Raw genomic sequence first — 19,828 nt, 5'->3', positions numbered from 1 at the left:
TCCGTCAGGTCAGGCCGCGGAGGCGGCCGTCAGTTGCATGTCGAGGTGCTTGCCGTTGTGGCCGATGATATCGACCTCGACCAGCGCGCGGGGGCTTAGCCCCGGCGCTGCGACAAGCGTGAAGTTTTCCGTATGCGCCAGTCCGTTGTTTTCCACCAGCAGCCATTGCCGCGTGCCGACCATGCGATCGAGATGGGACTGATGCAGCATATGTCCAGTGGCGCGCAACCGTGCGGCCCGCTCCTTGACGAGCGCCCGGTCGAGCTGCGGCATCCGTGCCGCCGGCGTTCCCGGTCGCGGGCTGTAGGGGAAGACGTGGAGATGCGCGATCTGAGCCTCCTCGGCGAGCCTCACGGCATTGCCGAACATCTCTTCCGTCTCGGTCGGGAAACCGGCGATCATGTCGGCGCCGATCGAGATCTCCGGCCTGAGCCTCCTGACCTCGTTGACGAAATGAAGCGCATCGGCGCTGGAATGCCGGCGCTTCATCCGCTTCAGGATCATGTCGTCGCCATGCTGGAGCGACAGATGCAGATGCGGCATGAAGCGCGGTTCGTCGGCGATGAGATCGAGGAGATGTCTGTCCGCCTCGATGCTGTCGATCGACGACAGACGCAGACGCCGGATGTCGGGCACCTGCTTCAGAAGCGTCTTCGCCAGCAACCCGAGCGTCGGCTCGCCTGGCAGGTCGGCGCCGTAGCTGGTGGCGTCGACGCCGGTCAGCACGATCTCGCGATAGCCGCTTTCGGTGAGCTTGCGCGCCTGATCGACCACCGATCCCATCGGCACCGAGCGCGAATTGCCGCGGCCATAGGGGATGATGCAGAAGGTGCAGCGGTGGTCGCAGCCGTTCTGCACCTGGATGAAGGCGCGCACATGGCCGTCGATGTGCTTGACCATCTGCGGCGCGGTCACCTTGACGCTCATGATGTCGTTGACGCGCAGCTTCTCTTCGGCCGAGACGCCGAAATCCGGCAGTGCGCGGTAATTGGCGCTCTTGAGCTTCTCTTCATTGCCAAGCACCGCGTCGACCTCGGCCATCTCAGCGAAGGTGTGTTTCTCGGTCTGCGCGGCACAGCCGGTGACGATGATGCGGGCTTCAGGATTGTCGCGACGCGCACGGCGGATCGCCTGGCGCGCCTGGCGCACGGCCTCGCCCGTCACGGCGCAGGTATTGACCAGAATGGCGTTGTTAAGCCCGGCCTTCTCGGCCTCGGCCCGCATCACTTCGGATTCGTAGGTATTCAGACGACAGCCGAAGGTGATGACCTCGACCCCGCTCACTTGGCTTCCGCCCCCGGAGCCTCGACCGCCTCGTCACGCTGCCAAGCGCCGGTGACGGGATCGACGGTGCCCGACCATTCCCATTCGGCGGGGCCGGTCATGACGACATGGTCGTCCTCACGCCATTCGATGGTGAGCGGCTGCCGGCTCGGCGCGGTGGCGACGTCGATCGTGACCTTGCGCCCGGTGCGGCCGGTGCGCGCGGCGGAAACGCCGGCCGCGCAGGCGGCCGACCCGCAGGCAAGCGTCAGTCCTGCGCCGCGCTCCCAGGTGCGGGTGCGCAGGCTTGCATCGGACGTCACTTGGGCCAGCGTGATATTGGCCTTCTCGGGGAACATCGGGTGGTTTTCGAGCAGCGGCCCGAAGCGCTCCAGATCGAAGCTCATCGGATCCCTGTCGACCCAGAAGATCGCATGCGGATTGCCGATCGACATGGCCGATGGCGAATGCAGCACCGGATTGTCGATCGGCCCGATCTGCAGCTCGATGCGGCTGGTATCGAAGAACTCTTCCGAAAGCGGGATCTTGTCCCACTGAAACACCGGCCTGCCCATGTCGACGGAGATCGACCCGTCCTCGTGCTCGGCGGCGTTCAGGATGCCGGCGACAGTCTGGAAGGTGAAGACCTTCTGGCCTGTTTCGGCCGACAGCGCCTGCACCACGCAGCGCGTGCCGTTGCCGCAGGCCTGCGCCTTGGTGCCGTCGCAGTTCAGGATATCGATCCAGGCATCGGTGCCCTCGGCCTTCGGATCATGGATCGCCATGATCTGGTCGAACTCAGTCTCCGCATCCGCATTGAGCGCGATCGCGGCTTCGGGTGTTACCTTGTCCTTGCGCCCGCGCATGTCGACCACCAGGATCTTGTTGCCAAGCCCGTTCATCCTCGCGAATTCGACCGTTGCGCTCATTGTCTCATGTCCATGTGTGTTTGGGCTGTATATGGCGGAAATGCGCGGGAATTACCAGTGGCGGCGTGATCGGCCCATCCGCTCGCTCCGTCACCGTGGCGACGGGGAAAATTTCGCACCACGACCAAGAAACATCCCGACATTATCAGCATGATAGCCGAATTCACGACGCTTGTTCATCCCCGCCACTCGCAATGGCCACACACTGGTGACGTCATCGGACAGGGAGCCGGGTTCGCGAACCGGTAACGCCAAGTTTGGTATCCGGCGTTCGGTGATGGTTGTGAAGGGGTGGTTCCAAGGCCGTCGGGGCCAAGGGATCATCCGGCAAGGAAAGGCCGAGAGACGCTCCTGTCGGCCCGGACGAACCGGAAACCTTGAAGCAATCGGGCAGGTGGAAACGCCTGACACACATACCATCCATACAATGCCGCCTGCCCGTTCCCGTTTTTATGTGCCGTCGCCGAGACTTGCTCGGGCGCGGGGTTTTGTGGTGTCGTGGTGGTGCCAAGTGTCCACTCCCGTCGAGCAAGTGGGACCGTGCTTAGATCCTCGGGACGAGCCCGAGGATGACGATGGAGAGGGTGGCGTTCTCTAGTAAAATATTGAAATTTTGATGCAAAATACATTCTCGACGTCATCCTCGGGCTCGTCCCGAGGATCTAATCACGCAGCCCAGACTTCAACGGTCATGGATGCGAAAACCACCTCCCATCACCCCGCTGGCACGTCAAACACCTCGCCCGCCCTCAGCGGCCGGAACCGCTCCCTTGCCACCCCATGCTCCCGCAACGCAGCCTCCAGCGCCTTCACCGGCGCGTCCATCGCCTCGTCGGTCAGCTGAAACGTCGCGAAGTGGTGCCCCGCCACATGGGCGGCGTTGGCGAGTTGCATGCCGCGGACGGCTTCGTCGGGGTTCTGGTGCTGGCCCTTCATGAACCAGCGCGGCTCGTAGGCGCCGAAGGGCAGGATGGCGAGGCGGAAGGTGCCGTGTTTCTCTCCGGCCGAGCGGTAGTTGATGCCCTCGTGAAAGCCGGTATCGCCGACGTGGTAGATCTTGCCTGACGGAGTCGAGATGACGAAGGACGCCCAGAGCGCCATGCTGCGGTCGCCAGTGCCGCGCGCCGACCAGTGGTGCGCCGGCTCGGCGTCGATGGCGATGGCGTCTGATATCGCGATGCGGTCGCCCCAGTCCATGACGGAGATCCTGGCATCGGGCGCGGCGCGGCGGATGATCGTGTCGTTGCCGAGCGGGGTGACGAAGTGCGGGCTATGGGCCGCCTGCAGCCGTTTCAGCGTCGCGATGTCGAGATGGTCGTAGTGATTGTGCGAGACGAGCACGAGGTCGATCTTGGGCAGATCCGCGAAGCGGATGCCGGGGGCGGTCACCCGCTTCGGGCCGGCAAATGAGAAGGGGCTGACGCGGTCCGACCAGACGGGGTCGGTCAGGATGTTGAGGCCCGCGACCTGCACCAGCATCGAAGCATGGCCGACCATGGTGACCCTCAGGCCGTCGCCTTCGATACGCTCTTCCGGCTTGGCCTGCGGGAAGGGGCTCGGCACTTGCTTTTGCCAGCTCTGCCGCTCGCCATTGAACTGCCAGCGCAGCATGGCGCGGAAGCCGAGGGGGGCGATGCCGCCGGGGTTGAAGAAGCGGGTGCCGTCGAAATGATCGGTGACTGGGCCTTGGTAATAGGGATTTCTGGGTTTGGCGTTTGCCATGCGGTGGGAGCCTTGTCGCCGTGGTATGCTGTTCGGGCTCCTGCATTTGGGTTGCCACGCCGGGTTTTGAAAGGCCGAAAACCGCTTATTTCCCCTGATTGCCTTGACTCTCCGGCCGTTTTCCTGTTTACCGCCGCTCAATCTGCGACGAGCTTCAAGACTCGAGCCACCGACCGGGACCCGCAAAGGTATAAATCGATCCCGGAGGTCCACACCCGACAGCGCGATGCGCCCTCGGGTGCTTTTTGGCTATGCGTCTTGTTTTCGTCAAGGAAAAGCACAAGGTTTCCCTATCCGGAAATCACAAGGAAGAGCCGATGTTTGAGAACCTCCAGGACCGTCTTGGATCCATTCTGAATGGACTGACAGGCCGTGGCGCGCTTTCGGAAAGCGATGTTTCCGCAGCGCTGCGCGAGGTTCGCCGTGCGCTTCTGGAGGCCGACGTCGCGCTGGACGTGGTGCGCGCCTTTACCGACCGTGTCCGTGAAAAGGCCGTCGGCGCCGAGATCCTGAAGTCGATCAAGCCCGGCCAGATGGTCGTCAAGATCGTCCATGACGAGCTGATCGAGATGCTCGGCGGCGAAGGCGTGGGCGTCGATCTGCATGCGGCTGCCCCCGTCGTCATCATGATGGTCGGTCTGCAGGGCTCGGGCAAGACGACGACGTCTGCGAAGATCGCCAAGCGGCTCACCGACCGCGAGAAGAAGAAGGTCTTGATGGCGTCGCTCGATACGCGACGCCCGGCCGCCCAGGAGCAGCTGCGCCAGCTCGGCGTGCAGACCAATGTCGACACGCTGCCTGTGATCGCCGGCCAGTCGCCGACCGATATCGCCGCGCGCGCCGTACAGGCAGCCAGGCTCGGCGGCCATGACGTCGTCATTCTCGACACCGCCGGCCGTACGCATATCGACGAGCCCTTGATGGTCGAAATGGCCGACATCAAGAAGAAGTCGAACCCGCATGAAATCCTGCTGGTCGCGGATAGCTTGACCGGTCAGGACGCCGTCAACCTGGCGCGGAACTTCGACGAACGCGTTGGCATCACCGGCCTCGTGCTGACCCGCATGGATGGCGACGGCCGTGGCGGTGCGGCGCTTTCGATGCGCGCGGTCACCGGCAAGCCGATCAAGCTCATCGGTGTCGGCGAGCGCATGGGCGAACTCGAAGAGTTCCACCCGCGCCGTATCGCCGACCGCATCCTCGGCATGGGCGACATCGTTTCGCTGGTCGAGCGCGCCGCTGAAAACATCGACGCCGAAAAGGCGGCCGCCATGGCCGCCAAGATGGCCAAGGGCAAGTTCGACCTCAACGACCTCGCCGACCAGCTGCGCCAGATGCAGAAGATGGGCGGCATGGGCGGCATCATGAGCATGATGCCCGGCATGGCGGGCATGAAGGACAAGATGGCCTCTGCCGGCCTCAACGACAGCCTGTTCGGCCGCCAGCTGGCGATCATCTCCTCGATGACCAAGGCCGAGCGCGCCAACCCCGACATGCTCAAGCATTCGCGCAAGAAGCGCATCGCCGCCGGCTCCGGCACCGATGCCTCCGACATCAACAAGCTTCTGAAGATGCACCGCCAGATGGCGGACATGATGAAGATGATGGGCGGCAAGGGTAAAGGCGGCATGATGAAGCAGATGATGGGCGGCCTTGCCGGCAAGATGGGCCTCGGTGGCCTTGGCGGCGGCATGGGCGGCATGCCCGATCTCTCCAACATCGATCCGAAGCAGCTCGAAGCCCTGCAGAAGCAGGCGGAAGCGGCCGGCCTCGGCAAGCCGGGCGGCGGCATGCCGGGCCTCGGTGGCGGTGGTTTGCCAGGTCTTGGCGGGACTAAGCTGCCCGGCCTCGGCGGTGGTTTCCCTGGCCTTCCCGGCCTGCCAAAGAAGAAGTGAAGGGGTCGCCCAGACTATGACTGATCCTGAGATTAAAGCCCAGCTCTCCAGCTATCGCCAGTCGATCGACAATATCGACGCGGCGCTGGTGCATATCCTGGCCGAACGGTTCCGCTGCACCAAAGAGGTCGGCGTTCTCAAGGCCAAGTACAAGTTGCCGCCGGCAGACCCGGCGCGCGAGGAATACCAGATCGAACGCCTTCGCCACCTGGCCAAGGATGCCAATCTGGATCCGGATTTCGCCGAGAAGTTCCTGAACTTCGTCATCAAGGAAGTCATCCGGCATCATGAGCAGATCGCAGCGGATCACGCCGAAAACGGCGCTGCTGCAAAGTAACAAGGCCGCTTCAAGAAAAAGCGGTTCAGACACATCCAAGGAGTAAAGAAAATGGCACTGAAAATTCGTCTCGCACGCGGTGGTTCCAAGAAGCGCCCTTACTACCACATCGTTCTCGCTGACGCCCGTTCGCCGCGCGATGGCCGCTTCCTCGAGAACCTCGGTTCCTGGAACCCGATGCTCGCCAAGGACAACGATGCCCGCGTCAAGCTCGACGCCGACCGCATCGCTCACTGGATCGCACAGGGCGCACAGCCGACCGACCGCGTTCTGCGCTTCCTGAGCGAAGCCGGCCTTGCAAAGCGCGAAGCCAAGAACAACCCGGAAAAGGCAAAGCCCGGCAAGCGCGCTCAGGAGCGTGCCGCTGAAAAGGCTCAGAAGATCGCCGACGCTGCTGAAGCTGCTGCTTCCGCGGAATAATTCCGGGCTTCGGCCTTGATCGAACGGGCGGCATGGCGACATGCCGCCCGTTTTCGTTTCCATTCCCGTTCACTTCGGTTATGACGAACCAAACTCCGGCTTCGACATTAGGGACGCCATGACAAAGCTAGAAAATCCGGTGCTGATGGCAACGATCGGTGGCGCGCAGGGGCTGCGCGGCGAAGTGCGCGCCAAGTCCTACAGCGCCGATCCGACCGCGCTCGGCGATTACGGCCACCTGCACAGCATGGACGGACGCACCTTCGAGGTGCTTGAGATCCGCGAGATGAAGAATGTCGTCGTCGTGCGCTTCCGGGGGATCAACGACCGCAACGCCGCCGAGGCGCTGAACGGTCTGGAGCTCTATATCGACCGCGACAACCTGCCCGACGACGAGCTCGAGGAAGACGAGTTCTTCTACGCCGATCTCGAAGGCCTTGAGGCCGTCGACGACCAGGGCGTCAGCTACGGCACCGTCACCGGCATCTTCGATTTCGGCGCCGGCGACCTGCTCGAACTGAAGGGTCCCGGCAAGCGCCCGGTGCTGATCCCGTTTTCGGAAGCCTCGGTGCTGGAGATCGACCTCGAAGCCGGCAAGATCACCATCGATCCGCTGGCCTCAGGCCTCGTCGACAGCGACGATGACGGCCCGTCGTTCACGCCTGGCAATTCCGGCGGCGACAAGCCGAAGAAAAAGAAGTGAGCGACAAGATGGCCTTCCGGGCGACTGTCCTGACACTCTACCCGGAGATGTTTCCCGGCCATCTCGGCTATTCGCTGGCCGGCAAGGCGATGGAGCGTGGCCAGTGGGCGCTTGAGGCCGTGCAGATCCGCGACTTCGCCACCGACAAGCACCGTACCGTCGACGACACGCCGGCCGGCGGCGGCGCCGGCATGGTGCTGAAGCCCGACGTGCTCGCCCGCGCCATCGATACCGTTTCCGAAAACGACACCCGCCCGCGCCTGCTGATGAGCCCGCGCGGCAAGCCGCTGACGCAAAAGCGCGTGCGCGAACTGGCAGCCGGCGAGGGCGTCATTATCGTCTGCGGCCGTTTCGAGGGCGTGGACCAGCGGGTCATCGACGCGCGCCAACTGGAAGAAGTGTCGATCGGCGACTACGTGCTGTCAGGCGGCGAACCGGCGGCACTCACCGTGCTCGACGCCATCGTCCGCATCCTCCCCGGCGTCATGGGCAACGACCTCTCCGGCCTGCACGAAAGCTTCGAGGGTGGAATGCTGGAGCATCCGCACTACACCCGTCCGCAGGAGTGGGAGGGCCGCGAGATCCCCGCGGTGCTGACATCGGGCAATCACGGCGCGATCGAGAAATGGCGGCGCGAGCAGGCGGTGACGCTGACCCGCGAACGGCGGCCGGATCTGCTGGACGAGTAGGGCTTCCTACTGCCGAGTCGAGCACCAGCGGTAAATCATTGAAACGGAAAGATTAACTCCACACGCGGCGTCATCCTCGGGCTCGTCCCGAGGATCTGAGCACGTCGCTCAGAATGCAACGTGAGTGGACACTTGGTGAGGGGGTGCGGCATCGCGGAAAGGATGCCAGGTGTCCACTCACGTCGAGTTCGTGGAGGCGTGCTTAGATCCTCGGCACAAGGCCGAGGATGACGCCGAGAGATTTTTTGCGTTTTATTTCAATAGGTTCGGCGTTATGCCATCTTCAGCGCCGCGAGGTCGCCTCTCTCAAGAGCAGCCAAGTTCGCCTCGATCTTGTCCAGAGGCCAGTCCCACCAAGCGATCTCAAGCAGTTCATCGATGACGGCCGCAGGGTATCGCATGCGGATGATCGTGGCCGGGTTGCCGCCGACGACGGCATAGGGTGGAACGTCACGGGCAACGACCGATCCAGCGGCGACGATGGCACCCGCCCCGATCTTGACACCCGGCATGATCGCCGCGTCATGGCCTATCCAGACGTCATGCCCGACAACGGTATCCTTCACCGGCAGGTCCTTGTAGCCGAAGGTTTCCGGTTTGAAGATCCGGAACGGGTAGGTCGTGAAGCCACTCATCGGATGGTTGGCCGAGCTGGTGATGAAGTAGCTGCCACGGGCAACCTGCACGAATTTCCCGATGACAAGGCGCTCGCGGACGCCATGCCCGAGATAGGGTGCGAGGATGCCGGCTGTGTCTTCGGGTTTGCCTGAGTGGGTGTAATAGCTGTAGTCGCCGATCTCCATGCGCGGATGGTCGATGACGTTCTTCAGATAGACGGTATCGCTGTAGATGGTGCCATCCGGGAGGGTGATCGGGTGGACGGCGGTCGCGTCGAGAATGGGCATCGGGAAACGGCTTTCCTCATGAAACCAGCGCAATCGATGGCCAAGGCTATTCCGCGCGATCCACGAAATCCATTGCGGCGGCGGAACGCGTTCATCAATAGTTTGAATGAGGTTGCGCGGCGCTCTTCGATGATCCCGGCGGGGTTTTCTCGCGCCCGCTTGACGTCCCCGCCACACCGCATAATCTCCGTCTTTTCACGGGGGATTTTTCATGACGCAATCGCTGCTCGCGGGCGCCTTTCTGGCGGCGCTTCTCTATGTGCTCATTCCGGGACCGGCGTTTCTGGCGCTGCTGGGGATCGGGGCCGGGCAGGGGCGTAAGGCGGGGGCGCAGTTTGTCTGTGGGCATCTGGTCGGCGATACGCTGTGGGCGTCACTGGCGCTGGTGGCGATCATCGGCGCCAAGACGATCGGGACCTTCGTGTTCGATGCGCTGGGGCTCGCCTGCGGCTTCTATCTCGCCTGGATCGGCTGGAACGCGTTTCGCGCCAAGCCAAAGGGCGAGGGGCAGGCGCTGATGGTTGTCGAGCGGCCGTTCCGGCGCGGGCTGATCTTCGGCGTCACCAATCCGAAGGGCTATCCGGTGGCGCTGGCGACATTCACGGCGCTGGTGGCGGGCTCGGCGAGCGCCCTGCAGTTCCAGACGCTGCCGGTGCTGCTTGCCGTGTCGTTCCTCGGCTTCATCGTTGCCGACATGATCCTGATCGCGATCGTCGGCACCGGGGCGGTGCGGCGCTTCTATCGGGCGCATGAGCGGCTGATCGTGCGCTGCTCGGGCGTGCTGTTCATGGGCTTTGCCGCGCAGGCACTGCTGCATGCAACGCCGGGGCTGATGGGGTGGCGCAAGGCTTGATGCCCGCCCTCCTTGCGAACAAGGATCAGACGTCGAGGAAGCTGACGACCGATTTCAGGGTCTTCACCGTCTCGGGATCACCGATCGACATGGCGATCTGCAGCTGGTCCTTGTAATAGTCCCGGAAGTTGAAGCTGGTGCCGTCGGTGACGTCGGAGAGATCGAGAATGTTGCCTGACGGGTCGATGGTGCGCATCGGCAGCGGTTCGGAGATCGCCGCATAGGTGTCCTGATCGAGCGTGCCATTGTCGAAGTTCTGGCGCGCGTGGTTGCGCAGATCGGCGGCGGTAATAGCCGAGAAATCGGGTTGCGCGGAGGTGGCTTCGTCGATCCTGAAGGTCGATGAAGCGCTCGAAACCGAGCTGAAAGTTTCGGTCAAGCTGTTGTTAAATTGCGAATTATCGGAATATTTCCGGAACGATAAATTCGGCGAAAACCGCAGTGATGTGATTTCCATTGCCCGCATCCATGATTAAAAAAGATTAAGCGAAAATACCGTGTGCGCCGCACAATCGTCAATCGTTAACAAATAGTTAATTCTTATATAGCATTTTTAGGGATCAACTTCTCGTATAGGTGGCGCGGCCGCTCGCCCAAGGTGGCGATACCAATCGCCGTGCTGCCTTCCTATATTGGTCTCCGAGACAACACAGCCTGCCAAACAAGGATGTCCGTATGCCCGCCAACAACCCCGCTCTCACCGACTGGAACGGCCTCAACGGTCTGCCGCGCTTCGAGGCGCTGAATGACGGCGATTTCGCGCCGGCTTTCGATGCGGCCCTCGCCCGGCACGAAGAGGAGATCGATGCGATCGCCGACAATCCCGAAGCGCCCACCTTCGACAACACGATCGTGGCGCTGGAGCTTGCGGGCGACGATCTCTCGCGGGTGTCGGCCCTGTTCTGGAACCGCGCCGGCGCGCATACCAACGACACGATCCAGGCGCTGGAGCGGGATATCTCGCCGAAGATGTCGCGGCATTATTCGAAGATCGGCATGAATGCAGCGCTCTTTGCGCGTATCGACACGCTTTGGGAAGCGCGCGAAAAGCTCGGGCTGACGCTGGAGCAGACGCGGGTGCTGGAGCGGCACTGGAAGGGCTTCGTCAAGTCGGGCGCCAAGCTCGAGAAGGCGGAACAGGAAAAGCTCGCCGGCATCAACGAGAAGCTCGCGGGCCTCGGCACGCAGTTCGGCCAGAACGTGCTTGCCGACGAGAAGGGCTGGGCGCTGATCCTGGATGATGGCGATGATCTCGCAGGTATTCCGGATTTCCTCAAGGACGCGATGGCGGCAGCGGCGCTTGAGCGTGGCGAAGAGGGCAAGTTCGCGGTGACGCTGTCGCGCTCGATCATCGAGCCATTCCTGACCTTCTCCGAGCGCCGCGAGCTGCGCGAACAGGCGTTCAAGGCCTGGGTGGCCCGTGGCGAGAATGACGGCCCGTCGGACAATCGTGGGATCATCCGCGACACGCTCGCTCTGCGCGGCGAGGTGGCGAAGCTGCTCGGCTACGGCAATTTCGCCGAGCTGAAGCTCGACAACACGATGGCGAAGACGCCCGAGGCTGTGAACCATCTTTTGAAGAAGGTCTGGGTGAAGGCGGTGAAGCGCGCCGGCGAGGAAGAGGCGGATATCGCGAGCCTGATCGCCGACGAGGGCAAGAACCACGAGGTCATGCCCTGGGACTGGCGTTTCTATGCCGAAAAGATCCGGGCCCAAAAGTTCAATTTCTCCGAGGCGGAGCTGAAACCTTATCTGCAGCTGGAGAAGATCATCGACGCCTGCTTCGACGTGGCGGGGCGGCTGTTTGATATTCATGCGGTGGAGAAGAAGGGCGTTGCCGCCTACCACCCCGATGTCCGCGTCTTCGAGATCCGCGACCGCGACGAGAAGCTGGTGGCGATGTTCCTCGGCGATTATTTCGCCCGCTCGTCGAAGCGCTCGGGTGCCTGGATGAGCGCGTTCCAGTCGCAGCACAAGCTGCCGCTGAAGAATGGCGCCCAGGGCGAGCTGCCGATCATCTACAACGTCTGCAACTTCGCCAAGCCGGCCGAGGGCAAGCCGGCGCTCTTGTCGCTCGATGATGCCCGCACGCTGTTCCACGAGTTCGGCCATGCGCTGCACGGCATGCTCTCCAACGTGACCTACCCTTCCGTGTCTGGCACCGGCGTGTCGCGCGATTTCGTCGAGCTGCCTTCGCAGCTTTACGAGCACTGGCTGACGGTGCCTGAGATCCTGAAGCAGTACGCCGTTCATTTCGAGACCGGCAAGCCGATGCCGCAGGACCTCCTCGACAAGGTGCTGGCGGCGCGCAGCTTCAATGCCGGGTTCAACACGGTGGAGTTCACTTCGTCCGCGCTTGTCGACATGGCATTCCATACGCGGGACGAGGTGGCCGATCCGATGGCGGTGCAGGGTGAGGTGCTGAAGGAGCTCGGCATGCCGAAGTCGATGGTGATGCGCCATGCCTCGCCGCACTTCCAGCACATCTTCGCCGGCGGTTATTCGGCGGGCTATTACTCCTACATGTGGTCGGAAGTGCTCGACGCCGACGCGTTTTCGGCCTTCGAGGAGACGGGCGATGCGTTCAATGGCGAGATAGCTAGGAAGCTGCGCGATCACGTCTATTCGGTGGGCGGGTCGGTCGATCCCGAGGATACCTACCGGGCATTCCGCGGCAAGCTGCCAAGCCCGGATGCGATGCTGGTGAAGCGTGGGCTGGCGACGTTCGAGGAGCTGGCGGGGAGTGATGCGTGAGGGGTTAGTGGGCTCTTGCGGTTGAGTTGATAGCCGTTTGGCCTTTGTAAGTGGGATACCCCCCTCTGCCCTGCCGGGCATCTCCCCCACAGGTGGGGAGATTGGCTGGGCTTGGCCGCTCGCTGCACTCTCGTAGTTTGGGGATACCGCCGCAACGAGTCGATCTCCCCCCTTGTGGGGGAGATGCCCGGCAGGGCAGAGGGGGGTAATCCTGGCCGCCGCGTAAGCGAGAGCTCGCTCACCTAGAGCGCGGTATAAACCCCACCCATCCCAACACAAAACTGTCGCCAAACCTTCGGAAAACCGTCATGGCGACGTCAAGTGGATGACATCTGAGGTCGGCATAGGCGGGGTGCGGGAGATCGTCCCGATTGCCAAGCCGGATGCGCTACCTGATGACACTGACGGAACCGACCCGCCGCCGTTTTTTATCCTCGATGGGAGCGGTTGGCGGATTTGCCGTGGCGGGGCTGGCGATGCCCTATTATGCGCGCGGTTCGTCCAGCCGGCCGATGTTTACCTCGGGCGTGCAGTCCGGGGATGTCGATCAGACGTCAGGGGTGATTTGGACGCGGGTGGACCGGCCGTCGCGGCTCTTCGTCGAATACTCGACATCAGACAAGTTCTCCAATGCCGTGAGACTGCCGCCGATCGACGTCACGCCCGATAGCGATCTGACCGCGAAGCTGCTGCTTCAGGATCTGCCTGATGATCAGGAGGTGTTTTACCGCTTCCGGGCGGCGGATCTCCAGGACATCAACAGCCGCTCGGAGCCGATCCTCGGGCAGTTTCGCACCGCACCCGTTTCCCGCCGCGATATCCGCTTCGTCTGGTCGGGCGATACCGTCGGGCAGGGGTGGGGGATCGATGAGGAGGGGATGCGGACCTATTCTACGGTCGCCTATCACCGGCCGGACTTCATGATCCATTCCGGCGACACGATTTATGCCGACAATCCGGTTCCGGATGAGATTTCGCTGCGCGGCGGCGGGGTCTGGAAGAACCGCGTCGTCACCGAGGCCAAGCGCGAGATCGCCCAGACGCTTGAGCAGTTTCGCGGGCAATGGACCTATAATCTGCTCGACGAGCACGTGAAATCGCTCAACGCTGTCTGCCCGATCTTCTATCAGTGGGACGATCACGAGGTGCTGAACAACTGGTCGCCGTCGACCGATCTCAGCCATGACGACCGCTACAAGGAGAAGTCGGTCGCGGTGCTTTCGGCGCGGGCGGCACAAGCCTTTCACGAGATGACGCCGACGCGCCATGTGGCGGCCGAGCCGGGGCGGATCTATCGCAAGGTCTCCTACGGACCGCTGCTCGACGTGTTCTTCGTCGACCTGCGCTCCTATCGCGGGTCGAACAGCCATGGGCTGGACGAAAAGCTTTCGCCGCAGTCGCGGATATTCGGCGAGCGGCAGGTGGCGTGGCTGAAGCGCGAACTGGTGCGCTCGACGGCGACGTGGAAGGTGATCGCCTGCGATCTGCCGATCGGTCTCGTCATCTGGGACGATTACGGCAACCGGCGCGGATCAGAATCGATCTCGAATGGCGACAATGGCGCGCCGCTCGGTCGCGAGCTCGAATTCGCCGACCTCCTGCGCTTCATCCGCGATGCCAGGATATCGAACATGATCTGGCTGACGGCCGACGTGCATTACGCGGCGGCGCATCACTATAGTCCCGAGCGCGCGAAATTCCGCGAGTTCCTGCCGTTCTGGGAATTCGTGGCCGGGCCGCTGCATTCCGGCACCTACGGGCCGCAGGAGCTCGACATGACCTTCGGGCCTGAAGTCAAGTTCATGAAGGCGGCACCCGGCGGCGCCGAGCAGAACCTGCCGCCATCAGCAGGCATGCAGTTCTTCGGTCTCGTCGATATCGATGGTGCCAGCGAGCAGCTGACGGTGCGGCTGATGGATCGCAACGACCAGGAGCTCTGGCGGGTGGTGCTCGACCCTGAAAGGACGAGCTGATGCCACCCATGCCTTACGCGCATTCCTTTCATTCCAGGCTCCCCCCTTTCGCATTCGCGAAAAACACTGTAAGAGCCGCCCCAATGCAATTGGCGCCCTCCCAGCGTGGCGCCCCAGCCTCAGAGATATAGACATATGGCACTTCGCAACATCGCGATTATCGCGCACGTTGACCATGGCAAGACGACACTGGTCGACGAGCTCCTGAAACAGTCCGGTTCGTTCCGCGAAAACCAGCGCGTTGCGGAACGCGTGATGGACTCGAACGACCTGGAAAAGGAACGCGGTATCACGATCCTTGCCAAGGCGACCTCGGTCGAGTGGAAGGGTGTTCGCATCAACATCGTCGACACCCCCGGCCACGCCGACTTCGGCGGTGAAGTCGAGCGTATCCTGTCGATGGTGGATGGCGCGATCGTTCTCGTTGACTCCTCTGAAGGCCCGATGCCGCAGACGAAGTTCGTCGTCTCCAAGGCGCTGAAGGTCGGCCTCCGTCCGATCGTCGCGATCAACAAGATCGACCGTCCCGATGGCCGCCACGAGGAAGTCATCAACGAAGTGTTCGACCTCTTCGCCAGCCTCGACGCCACCGACGAACAGCTCGACTTCCCGATCCTCTACGGTTCCGGTCGCGATGGCTGGATGAACTTCAATCCTGAAGGTCCGAAGGACGAAGGCCTGGCGCCGCTGCTCGATCTCGTGCTCAAGCACGTTCCGGAGCCGAAGGTCGCCGAAGGCCCGTTCACGATGATCGGCACCATCCTGGAAGCCAACAACTTCCTCGGCCGCATCATCACCGGCCGCATCAATTCCGGCTCGATCAAGCCGAACCAGGCCGTCAAGGTTCTCAGCCAGGATGGCAAGACGATCGAAACCGGTCGTATCTCCAAGATCCTCGCATTCCGCGGCATCGAGCGCACCTCGATCGAAGAAGCGCACGCAGGCGACATCGTCGCCATCGCCGGCCTGTCCAAGGGCACGGTTGCCGATACCTTCTGCGATCCGGCTGTCAACGAAGCGCTGACCGCGCAGCCGATCGACCCGCCGACCGTTACCATGTCCTTCATCGTCAACGACAGCCCGCTTGCCGGCACCGAAGGCGACAAGGTGACCTCGCGCGTCATCCGTGACCGCCTGTTCAAGGAAGCCGAAGGCAACGTCGCGCTGAAGATCGAAGAAGCCGAAGGCAAGGATTCGTTCTACGTTTCCGGCCGCGGCGAATTGCAGCTCGCCGTTCTGATCGAAACCATGCGCCGCGAAGGCTTCGAGCTCGCCGTGTCGCGTCCGCGCGTCGTCATGCACAAGGACGAGAGCGGCCAGACCATGGAGCCGATCGAAGAAGTCGTCATCGACGTCGATGAAGAGCATTCCGGCGTCGTCGTTCAGAAGATGTCCGAGCGCAAGGCTGAAATGACCGAGCTGCGTCCTTCGGGCGGCAACCGCGTTCGCCTGGTGTTCCACGCTCCGACCCGCGGCCTGATCGGCTACCAGTCGGAACTCCTGACCGACACGCGCGGCACCGCCGTGATGAACCGCCTGTTCAAGGACTACCAGCCCTACAAGGGTGAAATCGGTGGCCGCACGAACGGCGTTCTGCTCGCGAACGCTGCCGGCGAAGCCGTTGCCTACGCCATGTTCAACCTGGAAGATCGCGGCCCGATGATGATCGAGCCCGGCGAAAAGGTCTACATGGGCATGATCATCGGCATTCACAGCCGCGACAACGACCTCGAAGTCAACGTCCTCAAGGGCAAGCAGCTGACCAACATCCGCGCCGCCGGCAAGGACGAAGCCGTCAAGCTGACGCCTCCGATCCGCATGACGCTCGACCGCGCTCTCTCCTGGATCCAGGACGACGAGTTGATGGAAGTGACGCCGAAGTCGATCCGTCTGCGCAAGATGTATCTCGACGCCAACGACCGCAAGCGCTTCGCCAAGGCGAAGACCGCCTAAGTCGAACAGGCTCACCAGAGACTTCGAAACCCCGGCCATCGCGCCGGGGTTTTTATTTTGTGCGGTTCGCCGAATCCTTCTTGTCGCAATAGTTAAAAAAGCGTTAAATTTCAGCCGTCGTCCACATGTTAACCCTGTGGGCAATCCGGCTGAATGCGTTAGCGCATATGGTTAATTGTCCGCGACCGGGCCAGAGTAAGCGTTATGAAGACGTTGTCGATCGATGTTCGGCGGGCTGAGCCGCATGATTCCCGAGCTATCTCGGAGGTGCACCGGCTTGCGTGGAAGCATACCTATGCCGGCATCATTCCGCACAAGGCGCTGACGCAGATGGTCGAGCGCCGCGGCGAGACGTGGTGGCGCAAGGCCACGCGCGGGCCGGCGACGCTTCTGGTGCTCGATGTCGCGGGAACGGTTGCCGGCTATGCAACGCTCGGTCTCAACCGCGCCCGCGCGCTGCCGCAGGAAGGCGAGATCTACGAGCTTTATCTCCGCCCCGAATATCAGGGCATCGGCCTTGGCCACATGCTGTTTTCCGAAGCGCGGCGGCTTTTGAAGTCGCTCGGCTGCAAGGGCATGGTGGTCTGGTGCCTGGAAGAGAATGAGGGCGGCGCGGACTTCTATCGCGGCCATGGCGGCATCGATTATTGCGAGGGTACAGAAACCTTCGACGAGAAGCCCTTGAAGAAGATCGGCTTCATCTGGAACTGAGCGATCTGCTCAACGACAAGGTGCGGGGAGCCAAGTTTTGGCCTCTGCCCAGTTTTCCGGCATTTTGAAGGCCAGATCATAAAACAATCATGTGCCTGCGCGGTCTTGCTATGTTGCTTCGCGGCATGAATCCGATTATCTGGCTGCGAAGATTTCACGTCGCGGGAGTAATCGCATGCGCATCGACGCCATTGCCATTGGCAAGAACCCACCTGAGGACGTCAACGTCATCGTTGAAGTTCCCGTCGGTGGCCACCCGATCAAGTACGAGATGGACAAGGACGCCGGCACGCTGGTTGTCGACCGTTTCCTCTACACGCCGATGACCTACCCGGGTAACTACGGCTTCGTACCGCACACGTTGTCGGAAGACGGCGACCCGATCGACGTCCTGATCGCCAGCACCCGTCCGCTGGTTCCGGGCTGCGTCATCAACGTGCGCCCGATCGGCGTTCTGAAGATGGAAGACAATTCCGGCAAGGACGAGAAGATCATCGCCGTTCCGTCGCCGAAGCTGACCATGCGCTACGACAAGGTCAAGGACTACACGGACATGCCCGAGATCACGCTCAAGCAGATCGAGCATTTCTTCGAGCACTACAAGGATCTGGAACCCGGCAAGTGGGTGAAGATCTATGGCTGGGGCGACGCCAAGGAAGCCGGCCAGCTGATCCTCGAGGCGATCGAACGCGCCAAGAAGGAAAAGGCCTGATTACAGGCCGAGTAAAGCTTCCAGCTTTTTGATCAGATCCTCCGGCTCGGCATCGATCCGGAGGATTTTTTACGCGACGTTTCGCCGGAGACAAGGTTCACCGAGGACTTCGCGAGGCCGAGCTGCTTCGCCACAAGTGCGACCAGCGCCTTGTTGGCCTTGCCCTTCTCGGGAACGACCGAGACGCGGGCCTTCAGGTGGGCCCTGCCATCGGCATCCAGCTCAATACCATCGATCTGATCCCGCCCGCCATTCGGCGTCAACCTGATGGCGAGGACGAGATGATCGTCAGCGGCCTGCCAGGGCCTTATCGCAACACCATCGGGACGATGGTGTTCCACATGAACGAGCGGATGAAGAAGATGATCAGAAGCAGTATGATCGGCGAGATGTCGATGCCGCCAAGGTTCGGCAGCACGCGACGGATCGGGCGCAGCACCGGTTCGGTGACGTTGTAGAGGAACATGCCGACCGAATTGACGAACTGATTGCTGGAATTGATCACGTTGAACGCATAGAGCCAGGAGAAAATGGCGCTGGCGATCAAGATCCAGGTGTAAAGATTCAAAGCCAAATCAATGGTTTGAAAAAGCGCAAGCATCGCAATCTCCAGTTCGTTGTTGACAGACATGTAGACATTGGCGACTAAACCGGCAAGAGCCGTGTGCAATGCCGCGGCAATTCATGTTTAACGGGCGCGTCGAGAAGCGACGTTTGGTCCGTTTGTTGGAAAGACATCATGTCCATCTCGGCTCACGGCGACCGCTTCGCGGCCTTCCGGCACTCCTCCTACACCCGCTTCTTCTTCGCACGCTTTCTGCTCTCGTTTTCGCAGCAGATCGTCAGCGTCGCGGTCGGGTGGCAGATGTACGACCAGACGGGCAGCGCCATCTATCTCGGCCTGATCGGGCTGGTGCAGTTCCTGCCGTCGCTGCTGCTCATCCTCGTGACCGGTTCGGTCGCCGACCGCTATAACCGCCGCGCCATCGCCTCGCTGTGCTCGCTGGTGGCCGCCCTTTGCACGCTGACACTGCTTGGCATGACCATGACGGGCACCTTCTCGCCCATCCCCGTCTTCGCGGTACTGCTGGTCTTCGGCATCGAGCGCGCCTTCATGTCGCCGGCAGTGCAGTCGCTGGCGCCCAATCTGGTGCCGGCCGACGATCTCTCCAACGCGATCGCCTGGAACTCGTCTTCCTGGCAGCTCGCCTCGATCACCGGCCCCGTCATCGGCGGCCTGCTCTATGGCATCAATGCGCATACGGCCTATACGGTCGCCGTGGTGTTCGCGGCGCTTGGTGCGGGGCTGCTCTTCCTGATCCCGAAGCCGGCGCAGAAGACCACCGGCGAGGCGAAGAGCTGGGACATGATCCTCGGCGGCTTCAAGTTCATCCGCACCGAGAAGGTGGTGCTGGGCGCGATCTCGCTTGATCTCTTCGCGGTGCTCTTGGGCGGTGCCACGGCGCTGATGCCGATCTTTGCGCGCGATATCCTGACGCTCGGTCCCTGGGGCCTCGGCCTGCTGCGCTCGGCGCCCGGCGTCGGCGCCATCGTCATGGCTGTGCTGCTTGCGACCTATCCGCTGAAGCATCGCGCCGGGGTCTACATGTTCGTCGGCGTGGCGCTGTTCGGGCTGGGCACGATCGTCTTTGGGCTATCTGACAATGTCGAGCTGTCGATCGCGGCGCTGGCGCTGATGGGGGCGGCCGACATGGTGTCGGTCTATGTCCGCGAGAGCCTGATCGCCCTCTGGACGCCCGACCAGCTGCGCGGCCGCGTCAACGCCGTCAACATGGTGTTTGTCGGGGCGTCGAATGAGCTCGGCGAGTTTCGTGCCGGCACGATGGCCTCGGTGTTCGGTGCGGTGCCGGCGGTTGTCATCGGCGGGATCGGGACGCTTGTGGTCGCGGCCCTGTGGGCGAGCGGGTTTCCGCAGTTGCGGAAGATCGATACGCTGGATGCGCCGGAGCATGTGACGCGGGGGTAGGTTTGGGGGTGTGGTGCTGTGG

General features: G+C 62.3%; 18 protein-coding genes and 1 pseudogene. 12 read left to right on the top strand and 7 right to left on the bottom strand.

All coding sequences use genetic code 11. The annotated features are described in order from the left end of the window. Positions 1–9: 9 nt before the first annotated feature. The 3 genes from mtaB to ACCD05_RS28610 form a co-directional block, all read right to left on the bottom strand. On the bottom strand, positions 10–1,284 hold the full coding sequence (gene mtaB, locus ACCD05_RS28620) for a tRNA (N(6)-L-threonylcarbamoyladenosine(37)-C(2))-methylthiotransferase MtaB (RefSeq protein WP_413396901.1): 1,275 nt from the start codon (positions 1,282–1,284) through the stop codon (positions 10–12). Next, positions 1,281–2,192: a diaminopimelate epimerase gene (dapF, locus tag ACCD05_RS28615; RefSeq protein WP_413396899.1), complete on the bottom strand. Its 912-nt coding sequence runs from the start codon at positions 2,190–2,192 to the stop codon at positions 1,281–1,283. Before dapF ends, mtaB begins: the two co-directional genes overlap by 4 nt. A gap of 714 nt (positions 2,193–2,906) precedes the next feature. After that, positions 2,907–3,914 (bottom strand): MBL fold metallo-hydrolase, encoded by a 1,008-nt coding sequence (locus ACCD05_RS28610; protein WP_413396897.1) that lies wholly within the window; start codon positions 3,912–3,914, stop codon positions 2,907–2,909. Between the two features lie 317 nt (positions 3,915–4,231). Between ACCD05_RS28610 and ffh the strand changes: the two genes are divergently transcribed. The 5 genes from ffh to trmD all read left to right on the top strand — a co-directional run bounded on the left by ffh (position 4,232) and on the right by trmD (position 7,958). Further along, on the top strand, positions 4,232–5,809 hold the full coding sequence (gene ffh, locus ACCD05_RS28605; RefSeq protein ID WP_413396895.1) for a signal recognition particle protein: 1,578 nt from the start codon (positions 4,232–4,234) through the stop codon (positions 5,807–5,809). Between the two features lie 16 nt (positions 5,810–5,825). Next, on the top strand, positions 5,826–6,146 hold the full coding sequence (locus tag ACCD05_RS28600) for a chorismate mutase (protein ID WP_047508787.1): 321 nt from the start codon (positions 5,826–5,828) through the stop codon (positions 6,144–6,146). A 51-nt stretch (positions 6,147–6,197) separates the two neighbouring features. After that, a complete protein-coding gene (gene rpsP / locus ACCD05_RS28595; RefSeq protein ID WP_111562588.1) occupies positions 6,198–6,566 on the top strand; it encodes a 30S ribosomal protein S16 in 369 nt (122 codons plus the stop codon). A gap of 118 nt (positions 6,567–6,684) precedes the next feature. Beyond that, complete coding sequence (rimM, locus tag ACCD05_RS28590; protein ID WP_413396893.1) at positions 6,685–7,269, top strand: ribosome maturation factor RimM; 585 nt, start codon at positions 6,685–6,687, stop codon at positions 7,267–7,269. A gap of 8 nt (positions 7,270–7,277) precedes the next feature. Then, positions 7,278–7,958, top strand: a complete 681-nt coding sequence (gene trmD, locus ACCD05_RS28585) for a tRNA (guanosine(37)-N1)-methyltransferase TrmD (protein WP_413396925.1) — start codon at positions 7,278–7,280, stop codon at positions 7,956–7,958. 272 nt (positions 7,959–8,230) lie between these two features. On the opposite strand, the gene ACCD05_RS28580 is transcribed toward trmD, so the two are convergent. Further along, entirely contained in the window at positions 8,231–8,863 is a 633-nt protein-coding gene (locus ACCD05_RS28580; RefSeq protein WP_413396891.1) for a CatB-related O-acetyltransferase, read from the bottom strand. Between the two features lie 211 nt (positions 8,864–9,074). Between ACCD05_RS28580 and ACCD05_RS28575 the strand changes: the two genes are divergently transcribed. Then, positions 9,075–9,716 carry a LysE family translocator gene (locus ACCD05_RS28575; RefSeq protein WP_047508773.1) on the top strand — a complete coding sequence of 214 codons (642 nt, stop codon included), beginning with the start codon at positions 9,075–9,077 and terminating at the stop codon, positions 9,714–9,716. 25 nt (positions 9,717–9,741) lie between these two features. Here the strand turns inward: ACCD05_RS28575 and ACCD05_RS28570 are convergent, their stop codons facing one another. Further along, complete coding sequence (locus ACCD05_RS28570; protein WP_111562585.1) at positions 9,742–10,173, bottom strand: hypothetical protein; 432 nt, start codon at positions 10,171–10,173, stop codon at positions 9,742–9,744. A 218-nt stretch (positions 10,174–10,391) separates the two neighbouring features. Between ACCD05_RS28570 and ACCD05_RS28565 the strand changes: the two genes are divergently transcribed. From ACCD05_RS28565 to ppa, 5 genes are all read left to right on the top strand, one after another. Then, positions 10,392–12,470 (top strand): M3 family metallopeptidase, encoded by a 2,079-nt coding sequence (locus ACCD05_RS28565; protein ID WP_413396889.1) that lies wholly within the window; start codon positions 10,392–10,394, stop codon positions 12,468–12,470. 395 nt (positions 12,471–12,865) lie between these two features. Continuing rightward, the gene (locus tag ACCD05_RS28560; protein WP_413396887.1) at positions 12,866–14,443 is read left to right on the top strand and encodes an alkaline phosphatase D family protein; all 1,578 of its coding nucleotides are present in this window, start codon (positions 12,866–12,868) and stop codon (positions 14,441–14,443) included. A 135-nt stretch (positions 14,444–14,578) separates the two neighbouring features. Continuing rightward, a complete protein-coding gene (gene typA / locus ACCD05_RS28555; RefSeq protein ID WP_018902288.1) occupies positions 14,579–16,396 on the top strand; it encodes a translational GTPase TypA in 1,818 nt (605 codons plus the stop codon). 204 nt (positions 16,397–16,600) lie between these two features. Next, positions 16,601–17,107 (top strand): N-acetyltransferase family protein, encoded by a 507-nt coding sequence (locus ACCD05_RS28550; protein WP_413396885.1) that lies wholly within the window; start codon positions 16,601–16,603, stop codon positions 17,105–17,107. 175 nt (positions 17,108–17,282) lie between these two features. Next, positions 17,283–17,819, top strand: coding sequence for an inorganic diphosphatase (gene ppa, locus ACCD05_RS28545; RefSeq protein WP_018902290.1), 537 nt, complete (start codon positions 17,283–17,285; stop codon positions 17,817–17,819). On the opposite strand, the pseudogene ACCD05_RS28540 reads toward ppa, so the two are convergent. Continuing rightward, a pseudogene (locus tag ACCD05_RS28540) lies at positions 17,820–18,160 on the bottom strand (DUF167 domain-containing protein). Then, entirely contained in the window at positions 18,127–18,450 is a 324-nt protein-coding gene (locus ACCD05_RS28535) for a YggT family protein (protein WP_026283700.1), read from the bottom strand. The pseudogene ACCD05_RS28540 and the gene ACCD05_RS28535 overlap by 34 nt, the downstream one beginning before the upstream one ends. A 108-nt stretch (positions 18,451–18,558) precedes the next feature. Between ACCD05_RS28535 and ACCD05_RS28530 the strand changes: the two genes are divergently transcribed. Beyond that, positions 18,559–19,806 (top strand): MFS transporter, encoded by a 1,248-nt coding sequence (locus ACCD05_RS28530; protein WP_413396882.1) that lies wholly within the window; start codon positions 18,559–18,561, stop codon positions 19,804–19,806. Positions 19,807–19,828 lie beyond the last annotated feature (22 nt).

It is taken from the genome of Rhizobium sp. Rhizsp42 (assembly GCF_047304155.1).
In the GTDB taxonomy this organism is placed as follows: domain Bacteria; phylum Pseudomonadota; class Alphaproteobacteria; order Rhizobiales; family Rhizobiaceae; genus Rhizobium.
Note: the sequence above shows the minus strand (reverse complement) of the source record. Positions and strands in the feature narration are given on the sequence as shown.

Excerpts from the sequence above, each read along its gene's own strand:
- ACCD05_RS28600 (WP_047508787.1), top strand. The coding sequence starts at position 5,826 with ATGACTGATCCTGAGATTAAAGCCCAGCTCTCCAGCTATCGCCAGTCG.
- ACCD05_RS28560 (WP_413396887.1), top strand. The coding sequence starts at position 12,866 with ATGACACTGACGGAACCGACCCGCCGCCGTTTTTTATCCTCGATGGGA.
- ACCD05_RS28550 (WP_413396885.1), top strand. The coding sequence starts at position 16,601 with ATGAAGACGTTGTCGATCGATGTTCGGCGGGCTGAGCCGCATGATTCC.
- ACCD05_RS28565 (WP_413396889.1), top strand. The coding sequence starts at position 10,392 with ATGCCCGCCAACAACCCCGCTCTCACCGACTGGAACGGCCTCAACGGT.
- ffh (WP_413396895.1), top strand. The coding sequence starts at position 4,232 with ATGTTTGAGAACCTCCAGGACCGTCTTGGATCCATTCTGAATGGACTG.
- ACCD05_RS28535 (WP_026283700.1), bottom strand. The coding sequence starts at position 18,450 with ATGTCTGTCAACAACGAACTGGAGATTGCGATGCTTGCGCTTTTTCAA.
- rpsP (WP_111562588.1), top strand. The coding sequence starts at position 6,198 with ATGGCACTGAAAATTCGTCTCGCACGCGGTGGTTCCAAGAAGCGCCCT.
- dapF (WP_413396899.1), bottom strand. The coding sequence starts at position 2,192 with ATGAGCGCAACGGTCGAATTCGCGAGGATGAACGGGCTTGGCAACAAG.
- rimM (WP_413396893.1), top strand. The coding sequence starts at position 6,685 with ATGACAAAGCTAGAAAATCCGGTGCTGATGGCAACGATCGGTGGCGCG.
- ACCD05_RS28530 (WP_413396882.1), top strand. The coding sequence starts at position 18,559 with ATGTCCATCTCGGCTCACGGCGACCGCTTCGCGGCCTTCCGGCACTCC.
- ACCD05_RS28580 (WP_413396891.1), bottom strand. The coding sequence starts at position 8,863 with ATGCCCATTCTCGACGCGACCGCCGTCCACCCGATCACCCTCCCGGAT.
- ppa (WP_018902290.1), top strand. The coding sequence starts at position 17,283 with ATGCGCATCGACGCCATTGCCATTGGCAAGAACCCACCTGAGGACGTC.
- trmD (WP_413396925.1), top strand. The coding sequence starts at position 7,278 with ATGGCCTTCCGGGCGACTGTCCTGACACTCTACCCGGAGATGTTTCCC.
- ACCD05_RS28575 (WP_047508773.1), top strand. The coding sequence starts at position 9,075 with ATGACGCAATCGCTGCTCGCGGGCGCCTTTCTGGCGGCGCTTCTCTAT.
- ACCD05_RS28570 (WP_111562585.1), bottom strand. The coding sequence starts at position 10,173 with ATGGAAATCACATCACTGCGGTTTTCGCCGAATTTATCGTTCCGGAAA.
- typA (WP_018902288.1), top strand. The coding sequence starts at position 14,579 with ATGGCACTTCGCAACATCGCGATTATCGCGCACGTTGACCATGGCAAG.
- ACCD05_RS28610 (WP_413396897.1), bottom strand. The coding sequence starts at position 3,914 with ATGGCAAACGCCAAACCCAGAAATCCCTATTACCAAGGCCCAGTCACC.